At 59.4% G+C, this 12,352-nt stretch carries 9 protein-coding genes; 5 read left to right on the top strand and 4 right to left on the bottom strand.

Annotation, left to right across the window (positions count from 1 at the left end; all coding sequences use genetic code 11):
• Positions 1-32: 32 nt before the first annotated feature.
• Both EU556_RS17450 and EU556_RS17445 read right to left on the bottom strand, forming a co-directional pair.
• Positions 33-1,649 carry a PQQ-dependent sugar dehydrogenase gene (locus EU556_RS17450; protein ID WP_167855615.1) on the bottom strand — a complete coding sequence of 539 codons (1,617 nt, stop codon included), beginning with the start codon at positions 1,647-1,649 and terminating at the stop codon, positions 33-35.
• A 416-nt stretch (positions 1,650-2,065) separates the two neighbouring features.
• Entirely contained in the window at positions 2,066-2,947 is an 882-nt protein-coding gene (locus tag EU556_RS17445) for a pirin family protein (RefSeq protein ID WP_135435396.1), read from the bottom strand.
• Between the two features lie 211 nt (positions 2,948-3,158).
• On the opposite strand from EU556_RS17445, the gene EU556_RS17440 reads away from it, so the two are divergent.
• The gene (locus tag EU556_RS17440; protein ID WP_135435395.1) at positions 3,159-3,395 is read left to right on the top strand and encodes a glycine zipper domain-containing protein; all 237 of its coding nucleotides are present in this window, start codon (positions 3,159-3,161) and stop codon (positions 3,393-3,395) included.
• A gap of 155 nt (positions 3,396-3,550) precedes the next feature.
• Here the strand turns inward: EU556_RS17440 and EU556_RS17435 are convergent, their stop codons facing one another.
• Positions 3,551-4,204: an HAD family hydrolase gene (locus tag EU556_RS17435; protein WP_135435394.1), complete on the bottom strand. Its 654-nt coding sequence runs from the start codon at positions 4,202-4,204 to the stop codon at positions 3,551-3,553.
• 437 nt (positions 4,205-4,641) lie between these two features.
• On the opposite strand from EU556_RS17435, the gene EU556_RS17430 reads away from it, so the two are divergent.
• Positions 4,642-6,555 carry a tetratricopeptide repeat-containing sensor histidine kinase gene (locus EU556_RS17430; protein ID WP_167855614.1) on the top strand — a complete coding sequence of 638 codons (1,914 nt, stop codon included), beginning with the start codon at positions 4,642-4,644 and terminating at the stop codon, positions 6,553-6,555.
• Positions 6,556-6,568: 13 nt separating this feature from the next.
• On the opposite strand, the gene EU556_RS17425 is transcribed toward EU556_RS17430, so the two are convergent.
• A complete protein-coding gene (locus tag EU556_RS17425) occupies positions 6,569-7,213 on the bottom strand; it encodes an MOSC domain-containing protein (protein ID WP_135435392.1) in 645 nt (214 codons plus the stop codon).
• Between the two features lie 937 nt (positions 7,214-8,150).
• On the opposite strand from EU556_RS17425, the gene EU556_RS17420 reads away from it, so the two are divergent.
• From EU556_RS17420 to EU556_RS17410, 3 genes are all read left to right on the top strand, one after another.
• On the top strand, positions 8,151-10,352 hold the full coding sequence (locus EU556_RS17420; RefSeq protein ID WP_135435391.1) for a TonB-dependent receptor: 2,202 nt from the start codon (positions 8,151-8,153) through the stop codon (positions 10,350-10,352).
• Between the two features lie 75 nt (positions 10,353-10,427).
• Positions 10,428-11,201 carry a phosphodiester glycosidase family protein gene (locus EU556_RS17415; RefSeq protein WP_135435390.1) on the top strand — a complete coding sequence of 258 codons (774 nt, stop codon included), beginning with the start codon at positions 10,428-10,430 and terminating at the stop codon, positions 11,199-11,201.
• A gap of 257 nt (positions 11,202-11,458) precedes the next feature.
• A complete protein-coding gene (locus EU556_RS17410; RefSeq protein WP_135435389.1) occupies positions 11,459-12,157 on the top strand; it encodes a hypothetical protein in 699 nt (232 codons plus the stop codon).
• Positions 12,158-12,352 lie beyond the last annotated feature (195 nt).

The raw sequence follows: 12,352 nt of genomic DNA, 5'->3' as shown, positions 1-12,352 counted from the left end.
GCAAAAGCGAGGAAGGGCAGCTTTTGTAGTTTTTACTGTTGACGTAGGCCTGCCAGCAAGGCGGGTGCTCCTTGCCGGAGGCGAGCTTTCTCAGGTGCCGTTAGGTTCGGTTTCAGAAGCAAATCAAACAGGGGTTGTTGCGCTGCTGGCAGCCCCGCCCGCTTCACTCGCTGGTCTTGTGGTTTCAGGCGCCGGGCCATGGCCATGACTTCCTGTAAGGCCTGCTCGGGACTTAGAGCCTTAGAGGCGCTGACTACTGGCCTAGCGGCCGTGCCGCCGCCCACGTAGGTAAACTCCAGCAGGCAGCCTTTGCAGCTAGTGCCTTTGGGCGCATCTTCTGAGGGGCCCGAGGTGACGGTGGTACTATCGGTAATGAGGTAAAGGCGGGTGCCATCCGGCGAGACGGTCACGTCGCGGTAGCGGACGGGGGCCTTGAAGTACATCAGCGTGTCGCCGACGATGCGGCGGCCATCAGGCGCGAGCTGCAGGCGGATGAGCTTGCCCTTTTTGAGCGTAGGAATGAGCAGCGAGTTTTGCCAGCCGGGAATAGCTGCGGCCGTGTAGACAGCCAGGCTGCTGGGCGCTTCTGAGTTCCAGGTGGGCTGCTCCGGGGCCTTATCCCGGATGCGGGTAAGCACGGTAGTCAGGAACTGGTGGGTAAGGGGGTAAAACGTAGTAAGCGGCTCCCGATAGGCAGCCCCCAGCGCTTTCGCGTTGGCCTGCTCACTACCGATAGTGGGATAAGTGGTGTGCCAGGGGCCGGGCAGCGTAGCGCGCTCTGAAGCCGCCGCCGCCAAGCCATTGTAATTACCATCGGCGAAGCCCAGCACCAACGGGTGGCCGTAATTCTTGCCCTTCTCAATCAGGTTGATTTCATCATCAGAAAACGCTCCGTGCTCCGAGGAATACAACTGCCCCGTGCCGCCCACCACGGCGTAGGCCAGTCCTTGGGGGTTGCGGTGGCCCAGACTCCAGACGGCGTTTTGCCGTGGGCTATTGAAGGGGTTGTCGTTTGGAATCCAACGGTCATACTGGCCTACATCGGTATCAGGCTCGGCGTTGAAGCGCAGCACTTTGCCTTCGTACACATCGGGGCGCTGGGCGTGGTTGGGGCGGCCGCCGTTCTCGAACTGCCCGGCCCCCAAGTCGCCGACGGTGTAGAAGAGGTAGTCGCGCCCATTTACGGGGGCTAGCAGCAGGCGGCCGGCGTTGTGGTCGTTGCTGGCCGGAATGGAATCGCACAAGATCTGGGGCCGCACCAGGGTTTGAGCCGCGGCATCGTACTCGTAGCGCACCACGCGGCCCGTGAAGAAGTTGCCGCCGTAGTTGGGGGCGCTGCCGTTACCGGGCTGCTGAGCGCCCGCAAAACGGTAGATGTAGGCCAGGTACACGAAGGGCTTGCCCTGCAGCAGTTGCGGGTGCACAGCTAGGCCCATCAGGCCGCCTTGCGGCCAGGGCTTGCCGCCATCCACGGCGTCCGGAATTTTATCGTAGCGCGGAAATTCGCGGGCTTTGCTCAGGTCCAGCACCACTTTACGGGTGCCCGTGCTCGGCTCAATTCGACTAACCCGGTAGCCGCGGGCTTCCGTCACCCACAGGGCCTGATCAGGGGCGTAGGCCACGGCCCACGGGTCGCTGAGCTGGCGCACGAGTACGCGCGAAGTGAACTGTTCCCCCCTCGGGCCTTTCACTATTTCTTGGGCGTAGGACTGGCCTAGGAGGCTCAACCATAGCCCTCCTGATAGAATAGAGTGTAACCGCATCAAGGCAGGTGTAATATGATAAGAGAAAGCGCCAGATGGCGGGCTTCCTTACCTGTTACAAGGCGGCTAGGTTATGCTTGAGCTCCTGGCAGCCAGCAAAAAAGCGTCATGCTTCATCTGGCATCTGCTTGCCGAGACAGCTCTATGTACCTACCACTAAAGCACGTCATCCTGAACGTGCAAAAGACCTTATTACTCAAGCCACAAACTGTTCTAGGCCAGTAGTCGTGCCAACGTGGTAAGATCCTTCGTACGCTCAGGATGACGGGCTGGAGCGAGGATGGGTGAGAGACTGAGTTTACTTATTCGTCTTCCGGGAAGGTACCCATGCCGCCGCTTTCAAAGTCGGCAATGGCTTGTACTAGCTCCTGGTTGGTGTTCATCACGAAGGGACCGTACGTAGCCAGCGGTTCTTCAATTGGAGCACCAGCCAGCACCAGCAGCACGGCGTCGGTGGTGGCCGTTAGGTGGATATCGGGGGAGTCCCACCCGAATACTACCAGCTGTTTGGTGGCGGCGGCCCGGTCGCCGTGCAGCAGAATGTCGCCCTTCACCACATAAATTCCCACGTTGTAGTCGGCGGGCAGGCGTAGAGTGGTGTGGTTACCTTGCTGTAGATGCACGTCGAGCAGGGTGATGGGCGAGAAGGTTTCGGCGGGGCCAGTAGTGCCTTCGTAGGTGCCCGCAATTACCCGAATGCGGCCGAGACCATCGGGGGTAGTTACGGCCGGAATAGAAGCGCCCACGATGTTCTGGTAGCGCGGCGGGGCCAGCTTGTCCTTCTTCGGCACGTTCACCCACAGCTGCAGCAGTTCCAGGGTGCCGCCCTGCTTGGCAAATTCCTTCTCGTGGCGCTCTTCGTGGAGCAAGCCAGCGCCAGCTGTCATCCATTGCACATCGCTGGGGCCAAGGGAGCCGGTGTGGCCGGCCGTGTCGCGGTGCGCCAGGTAGCCTTCGTACATCACCGTTACCGTTTCGAAGCCGCGGTGAGGGTGGGGCGGGGTACCCAGGGGCGCATCGGTAGGGGCCACGGGCATGGGACCGGTGTGGTCGATGAGCAGGTAGGGGCTGAGCTGACGGATGCGGGGCCCTGGCATGGGGCTGGTTACATCAAATCCATCGCCCACAAATTTCTTGTTGCCATCAATAACCTGAAAAATGCGGCGGCCAGTAGAGGTCGTCATATGTGCGAGACGGGTAAAGCTTGTGGAGAATGTAATAAGCGTTGGGCGGGCAAATGGTTACGCATACACCCACCAAACAGGCCTAGCAAACTCATCCGTAGATACAGATTTATGGTATTTAATAACTAAAAAATAGGAATGTCGTTGTGTAGACTGTGCCTCCTATGCAACAGGAAGGCACTTACTTCTTGCATAAAAACTTCCTAAGCAGATGAGAAAACTACGTTTTGCTTTCGTGGCTGCGGCCTGTTTTTTATTTACGGATTGCAGCACCAGTAAGGGTACCGGTACGGTAGTAGGCGGTGCGGGTGGTGCCGTTGTAGGCGGCGCCATTGGAGGTACCCCCGGCGCTATTATTGGCGGCGCGGCAGGTGCCGTAGGTGGCCGGGCCATTGGTAAACAGCGCGATAGGAAAAAGGCTGAGCGTGAAGCCCAGCGCAACCAATAGCCTAAAGGTGGTCTAGCCACCAGGGCACTCTAACGGAAAGGCCGCTTCTCTGCCGTGCGTAACGGTGGGGAAGCGGCCTTTCTGTTATGACAACTGTATGCAGGCCTGGAGGACCAAGACGGGCCATTTGTAGGCCACCCAATAAGCAGGCGCTACTACGGCAGAAGCGCCCGGAGTGCGGGAGCCGTAAAATCGGGGGCGAAGTGAAGGATATTGGGAAGGTGCTCAAATTCTTCGGCGGTGTGCGTGGTGGTGAGAATCACGGCTTGCATGCCGGCATTCAACGCTGCTTCAGCGCCTTTGGGCACGTCTTCAAACACTAGGCAGTCGGTGGGCGAAACACCAAGCTGCTCGGCCGCCTTCAAGAACGTTTCGGGATGGGGCTTGCTGCGGGAGACGTCATCGGCGCTAACAATGGCTTGGAAATAGTGCCGGATATGTAGGTTGTCGAGCACGAAGTCGATGTTGAACGGAATGGCCGCCGAGCCTATGGCCATCTTTATTCCGCCCTGGTAGGCCTGCTCCAGAAACTCTGCTAAACCCGGCAACAGGGCTAGGTGTGGCCGAAACTCTTCTTGGTAGCGCTGCTCCTTGCGCACGGCCAGCTCGTCCATTTCCTCGGTCGTGAACCTATCTGGGCCAAACAGGCGCACCAGCACTTCTTGGTTTTTGCCGTACATCTGGGGCTTTACCTCATCCCAGGTGAAGTTGCCGCCTAATTCATGAGTGAGAATGTGGTGCCAAGCGCTGGTATGGTAGTCCATGTCGTGAATCATGGTACCATTCAAATCGAACAGAAATGCTTTCATCAAAGGAAGTGGAATGAAGGAAGGGCAAGCAGCAGCAAGGGCTACTAATTGCTGCCCATCCGGCTAATGAACCCCTACTAGTCCGGATAGTTTTGAGGACGTCGCGCCGACGAGCAGCTAGATTGCAAATGTCAAGAATAGAACAAAGTGTAGGCGTTGCTGCTTGTGTTAACGCTGTGAAAATCAAGTGTTCATACTCGCTGTTGAACTTGCTTATACATGTAAGTCTCAAAATGAGAAATATTTTTTATACCTAAAATGCGGGTTTAAAGCTCGGGAAAAGGGGTTATAAAAGTGGAAGCTATATGCAGGCCTAGGCGAAGTATATGGTTGAGCTATGGACGTGTATCTTTATAACAGCTTGCGCTATTCTCATGCTCGGTCATTGTACATTTCCTGTATTACTATACCTCCGCAGAGCTGTCGTTCTGGGGCTTTTGTTGCTTTTTACTTGCCTGCGGGCCCAAGCACAAAGCCCGGCGCTGGACAGCCTGCGCCAACTGGTGCAGCAAACCCCTTCAGACACCACTCGGGTACTGCTGCTCTGCCAAATGAGCGACCAGTACTGGGTGCTGCGCGTCGATTCGGCGGCGGCTTATGCTAACCGGGCGCTGGTGCTAGCCCGCCAAACGCACTACCGCCACGGTGAGGGCGAGGCTCTGAACCGGCTGGGCTCCGTATATCGGGAGAGCAACTTGGCGCAGGCCTTGGAGCTGTTTCAGCAGTCGTTGCGCCTGGGCGAGGCCACCCACGACCTCCGCCTGCAAGCCCAGAACCTGCGTAGCATTGGCATTATCTATGTGTACCTGCGCGACCGGCGGGAGGGACTGGCCTACTACTTCCGGGCCCTGCGCCTGGGCGAGAAAATGCACGATGAAAAGCGCATGGTCATTGAGCTCAGCAACATTGGGCTGGCCTACGATCTGTACAACGAAGTAGACTCTTCCCGCATTTTTCAGGAGCGTGCTTACCAGCTGGCCCGGCGCCTGGGTACGCCCACCAACTACATCCTGTATGGCCTAGGCCAAGTGGCCCGCAAACAAGGGCGCTCCGCCGACGCGCTGGACTTTTACCGGCGTAGCATTCGGGAGTCGAAAAAGCTGCACCACTCGCGTAGCGCCAACTTCGCTTACGTGGGCCTCGCTACCCTCCATCAGCAGCAAGGCCGCCTCGACTCCAGCATTTATTACGCTCGGCGGGGCTACCAGGCGGCTCAGCTCAATGGCTTCCTGCGCGGGGTGCTTAACGCTAGCTTGGTCTTGACGCAGGATTTTAAGGTGCGTGGCCCGGTAGATAGCGCCTTCAAGTACCAGGGGCAAGTGCTAGCCATGAAAGATACCTTGTTTGGGCAGGAGAAAGTTATGCGCTTGCAGGGGCTCAGCTACGGGGAACAGCAGCGCGCTCAGCAAGCCCTCGCGGCCCAAGCCGCCCTGAAAGCGCGTTACCAGACCTACGCGTTGCTAGCGGGGCTGGCGGTGCTGCTGCTGGTTGTAGCCCTCTTGGTGCGTGGTTGGCGCCAGCAGCACCGCGTCAACGAGGCCTTGCAAGCCTCCCTAGCCGAGCTGAAGGAAGCTCAACTGATGCTGGTGCAGCGCGAGAAAATGGCCTTTCTGGGCGAGCTGACAGCCGGCGTGGCCCATGAACTGCAGAACCCGCTGGGCTTTGTGAAACAGTTTGCCGCCGCCAGCACGGGCCTGCTTGACGAAATCAACGGTGCTCAGCGCCTCACCCACGACGGCGCCCTCGACCGCGAGATTCTGGCCGGCCTCAAGCAGAACCTGCAGGAAATCAGTCAGCACGGGCAGCGGGCTACGGCCATCATCAAAGGCATGCTGGAGCACGCCCGCACTGGGCCACGCGTACCCACTGACCTCAACCAGCTAGTGGAGCAGCACCTGCAGCTCGCCTATGAGGGCATGCGCCAGCAAGATCCTCAATTCACGGCCCGCTTAACTACCCACCTCGGTGCTGCCGTGCCACCCGTGCCCGTAGTGGCCCCCGACCTGGGCCGGGCTGTTCTTAACCTGTGCACTAATGCCCTGCACGCCGTGCGCCAGCGCCAACAAACGGCAGGTCCCGGCTACGAGCCGCACGTAACGGTAAGCACTTCCAGGCCGCCAGAGGGGGGCGTGGCAATCAGCATTCGGGATAATGGCGTGGGTATTCCTGCTGCCGAACAAGGCCGCATCTTCGAGCCCTTCTTCACCACTAAGCCCGTGGGCGAAGGCACTGGCCTAGGCCTGTCGCTCAGTCATGACATCGTGAAAAGCCACGGCGGAACCCTGCAGGTACACAGTCAGGAAGGGGAGGGCACCGAGTTCGTGCTGACGCTGCCGGCTGTAACCAGCTAGGGTTTTTTGCTTTCTATTCTTGGGCCGTTAGGATTCGGGTGAGCCGCTCGCGCCACGACGGAATCAGGTCAGGAACCGCAAGCATGGCCGCAAGCTTTTGAGCATCCTTCGGCCCCGCTGCAAGGCTATCGGTTAGGTCCTGAATGGTTACGGGGTGGGCTGCTTGCTGGACCAGCGTGATAGAATCACCCACCCGGAGAGTGCCTTCCTGTACTACCCGAAAATAGATACCGCTACGGCCCGCCTGCTCAAACTCCCGAACCATCTGGTCGTTTTGGAATCGTAACCCTAGCTTAAAGCAGGGTTGCCGGGGCTGAACGGCCATTAACACCGCCGTGCCAATCTGGTAACAGTCGCCTACGCGCACCTGGTTTTCTAGTAACCCCGTGGTAGTGAGATTTTCTCCGAAAGCCCCCGCTTCCAACTCCGCAACACCAAGGTGGTTCTGCCAGAATGTGTAATGCTCTTGCGGATAGGAATACACGGCCTTGTTGGGGCCGCCGTGCACCCGTAAGTCGGCCTGCCCATCACCGGCCAGATGCTCGGCGTGCACTTGCACGGCTTCGGTAGTAGGCTGCTTAAATATGCTGGTGCGGACCTGCTTACCCTTCCAACTGTATTCCTGGGGTAATCCGATATTGACAGAGAGTAGTTGCATGCTGCTAGTGCCTGATGAGCTGGCGCAAGATAAAGGCTTGCCGGCAAGAAGCTGGAGTTTCGGGTTACTTAGTCTGCTGCTGGCTGCTTACACAGCTAGGTCACGAAAAAGCCAGCAGATAGCCGATACCCAGCAAGTCAGAACTATCATCGCCCTAAGGCATAGCCACGACCACACGCTGGTCCGGCTCGTCAGTACTTCCCAGCGAAAAAGGTACGAGCAGCCAGGAAGAATAGCCCTATTTGCAGCAGCCCGAATAGCAAAATATACCTACTACCATAGCCGATACTTGCTAGAACTGCCAGGAGCACCAGCGGCCAGATGGTCAGATGATAGAGGAGGCTGCGCATGGTGCAGAACTATAGGGGGTGACTAGGGTTAAAAGACGAAACAACGCCAGAAAGATGTTGACATCAGCGGAGGAATTCATCAGGCTCAGAACCAGTAAACTGCCTGCAGAATACTACAGAGCCGCGCATGAGCCTGCCGACATCTCCACGTGGTTGGAAATTATTGAGCGGTATCCGGAGTACAAAGTGTGGGTGATTCATAATAAAACGGTGCCGCTCGTGATATTGCATAAGCTGGCCCAGGACGAAAACCCGGACGTGAGAGCAGCTGTGGCCTGAAAGCGGAAGATTGACGAAGCTATCCTGGCATCGCTAGGGCAAGACTCGGAAGCAACTGTGCGACACGCGCTGATTACAAATAGTAGGCTATCAGCAGAGCAACTCAAGCGCATAAAAGTGATTCGCCGTGGCTGCAAAAAGCCGTGGCAGAAAGGCTACAGCGCGACCAGTAAGCGTTCTGGCAACCGGCAGCTCACACTTGGCAACTGAATGACGCTTCATCCCACTTATCCGACGCTTCGGTAACGGCAAGTTTCAGGCGCCATGGCAGCGGGCCACTTTTGGTCCATCACTACGCTGCTGCTGCCATGAAACGTCTGCTACTCTTCGCTCTATTGTTCCTCACCCCGGTGCTAGGCCTACTAGCGCAATCTGCCACTATTGTCAGCGGCACCGTCCGCGACGGGGCGGGGCAGGGGTTGCCTGGCGTGAACGTATTTCTTAAAGCCACCTTTGATGGCGCCAGCACCGACTCGCTAGGCCACTTCCGCTTCGAGACCACCCAGCCGGCCGGCGGCTACGTGCTGCAAGCCAGCCTGCTCGGCTACGTAACGCTGGAGCGGCCCGTAACGCTACGCCAAGAGCCCCTGCAACTGGAGCTCGTGCTGAAAAGCACCCCCCACGCCCTCGGCTCGGTGGTAATTACGGCCGGGGCCTTTGAGGCCAGCGACGAGCACCGTAGCGCCGCCCTCAACACCCGCGACGTGCAAACCACCGCCGGGGCCCTGGCCGATGTGGCCGCCGCCTTTAACACCTTGCCCGGCACCACGCGGGTAGGGGAGGATGGCATGCTGTTCGTGCGGGGTGGGGCGGCTTCGGAAACAAAGGTGTATATGGATGGCCTACCCGTGCAAAACCCCTACAACGCCACCGTGGCGGCTGTGCCGGCCCGCGGGCGGTTCTCGCCCAGCCTGTTTAAAGGCACCGTGTTTAGCACCGGCGGCTACTCGGCTCAGTACGGGCAGGCCTTGTCGGGGGTGTTGCTGCTGAACTCCACGGATCTGGCCCCGGAAACGGAAACCGGCATTTCGGCTACCTCCTTGTTTCTGGGCGCAGCCCGCACGCAGCGCTGGGAGCGCACTTCCGTAGCCGCCACCCTCGACTACACTAACCTGCAGCCCTACCAGCGCCTGCTACCCCAAAACGTGACCTGGCCTCAGTCGCCGCGCGGCTTGGCGGCTTCCGTGAACCTGCGCCATCGCACCGGTCAGGCCGGCATGCTGAAAGTGTACGGAGTGTGGAATCAGCAGCAAATGACCATCGGGCAGCCCTCGCCCGAGCCAGCCGGCACCCAAACGGTGGCCCTGCGCGCGGGCAACGGCTACCTCAACACTACCTTCCGTAGCCCCCTGCGCCGGGGTTGGAGCCTGCAGTCGGGGGTAGGGTTGAGCCGTGACCACCAGCGCGTAGCCCCCGATACGGTGCGCATTGGTACCCTGGAGCAGGCCCTCACGGCCCGGCTGGTGCTCATCAATGACTCAGCCGCCGCCCGCTGGAACGTGAAAATTGGGGCCGAAGTGCTGGCACAAAATGTACAGCAACAAGTACAACCCAACGCGACGCTGGCCACGGTGTACCGGCCGGAGTTTACCGAAAAACGGGCCGCGGGCTTCGTGGAATCCGACTTTCAACTCTCTGACCGCTTGGCCGGCCGGGTAGGAGGCCGCACGGAATACTCGGCGCTGCTACAGCAGTGGAACGCGGCCCCGCGCCTAGCCCTGGTCTACCAAACCACCGAAAACAGCTCCCTCTCGGCTGCCTACGGCCGCTTCTACCAAACCCCCGATAACGCCCTGCTGCTGGTGCAGCCCCGCCTGCGCTTCGAGCAAGCCACCCACTCGGTGCTTACCTACCAGTACACCCACGACCGGCAGCTACTGCAGGTGGAGGCCTACTACAAAACCTATAACCACCTCACCCGCTACGACGGCCAGAACCCGCGCAACCCGTACACCTACGACAACGGTGGCTCCGGCTACGCCCGCGGTCTGGATGTGCTCTGGCGTGACCGGAAATCCGTCAAAAACCTGGAATACTATGTTAGCTACGGCTTCCTGGACACCAAGCGCCAGTACCGCCAGGACCCCGTGCTGGCCGTGCCTACCTTTGCCGCCCGGCATAATGTGTCGGTAGTTGGCAAGTACTGGGTAGGTAGCCTGCACACGCTGCTGGGCGCTACCTACAGCTACGGCAGCCCCCGCCGCTACCACGACCTCAACGACCCTGAGCACGGCTACAACCAGGGTGTGCTCCCCACTTACCAGGACCTGAGCCTGAACGCCAGCTACGTCACCCGCCTATTCGGGCAGTACACGGTGCTGCACGTCTCGGCCACCAACGTGCTGGGCCGGCAGAACGTGTTCGGCTACCGCTACGCCACCCAGCCCGACGCCGCTGGCACTTTCAACCGGGTGGCCGTAACGCCCACCGCGCCCCGCATGCTGTTCGTGGGCCTGTTCATCTCCATCAATAAGAACCGCGCCGCCGACGTGAACGAGCGGCCGGAGTAGAGTTCAGTTGCCAGGGGTGAGTTGCTGGTTCCCAGGGGAAGTAGGGGCGTAGGTTGCTCTTGCTTTACTTGCGCCATGAGTTGGAAATTATTCCGGAATAGCCAGGGCCCCCAGCCCGGTCGCCTGCTGCAGTGGGTGGCCGGGCTGGGGCTTTTGAGCGGTACGCAGTGTGGGCCCGGCCACGCGCCGGCTGCCTCTGACCCCGAGCACTACGTCAGCTACCAAGTAAATCCGCGCCGACAGACGCTGCGCCTGTACTGGCAGGATGAGCGGGGCGAGAAGCTGCGTAGTATCCGGCGGCTGCGCGAGTGGCTGGCTTCCCGGGGGCAGCGCCTCTTGTTTGCTACCAACGGCGGCATGTATAAAGCCGGTAACGTGCCGCTGGGGTTGCTGCTGGAACAGGGGGTAGTGCGCACGCCGCTGGATACCACCCAGGGGGTAGGAAACTTCTACCTGCAGCCAAACGGGGTGTTTTATCTGACGGCTGGCGGGCAGCCCGGTATTGTACTTACCGCAGCCTTTTCCAGGGTGCCGGATGTGCGCTACGCCACGCAGTCGGGGCCGCTACTGATACTGAATGGGCGGGTGCACCCGGCCTTCAAGCCGCACTCCCCCAACCTGCATATCCGCAACGGTGTAGGAATACTGCCCAATGGCAATGCGCTGTTTGCTATGTCGAAGGAGAAAGTCAGCTTCCTTGATTTTGCCACGTATTTCCAGCGGCAGGGCTGCCAGACGGCTTTGTACCTTGATGGGTTTGTGTCGCGCACGTATTTGCCGGAACAGCACTGGGTCCAGACGGACGGGGACTTCGGCGTCATTATCGGCGTGACGGAACCGGCTCGGTAGGGCCTGCTTGTCTCAGCCGGGTTGGGGCCGGATAGAGGGGTAGGGCTGCGCCGCCCACACCACTGCTAGCGGTAGCGCGGGCGGTTTTTAGTTGGCCGGAAGGAGTAAAGGGCGGGAAAAGGGCCGCGTTGATTTTCGCTTGGGAGCTGCCGGCTACGCTTCATCCGGTAAATCCGACGGTTCGGTAACGGCAAATTTCTTTGGCGCCGGGGCTGGGCCACCTTTGAATCATCAACCACCACAAACACTTCCTCGCCATGAAAAAAGCCCTGTTCACCCTCGCCCTGGTAGCCGCCTCTTTCTCGTCCTTCGCCGCCGTAACGCAGCAGCCCACCGCTGCCACCGCCGCCACTAACAACCCCGATGCTTACACCAGCATGATGGCCGCCACCATTCAGGACCTGATGAGCACCGGCGACCCCGCCAAACTCAAGCAAGCTGATGCCAAGCTGGAGCGCGCCGCCCAGGTAGCCCCCAAAGACTGGCTGCCCCGCTACTACCAGGCCTACGCCCGCGTAATTACCGCCTTCGTGAGCAAAGAGGAAGATGAAACCAAGGACAAGTACCTCGACCAAGCCGAAGCTGCCCTGGCCCAGGCCCGCAAGCTGGGCGGCGAGGAATCGGAGCTGCTGGTGGTGCAGGCGTACATCTACCAGGCCCGCCTGAGCATCTCGCCCATGCTGCGCTCCATGAAGTACTCCAAAATGGTGACCGAAACGCTGGCCCAAGCCAAGAAAATCAACCCTGCTAACCCACGCATTTACTTGGTGCAGGCCAACAACGTGTACTACACGCCTTCCATGTTCGGGGGCGGGGCCGAGGTAGCCAAGCCCCTCTTCCAGGAAGCCCAGACGCGCTTTACAGCTTTCAAACCTGCCTCCGTGCTGTCCCCGAACTGGGGTGAGCGGCAGGTAAAAGGCCGCCTGAAAAGCTATGAAACGGCCTCAGTTAAGTAAGGTAAATCAGGTTGCGTTCACAACTCAAGGAGTTGTGCCATAATCAGTAGGAAATGAGAAAAGAACGTCATGTCGAGCTTGCCGAGACATCTCGCGTGCTGACGTCTGACTACCACAACATCAGCACGCGAGATGTCTCGACAAGCTCGACATGACATCCTGAGTACTTTCTAAACAACTTCACCAGTTGAGCCA

The sequence above is a fragment of the Hymenobacter fodinae genome (assembly GCF_004745825.1).
Lineage (GTDB): Bacteria > Bacteroidota > Bacteroidia > Cytophagales > Hymenobacteraceae > Hymenobacter > Hymenobacter fodinae.
This window is presented reverse-complemented; position numbering and strand designations above follow the sequence as displayed.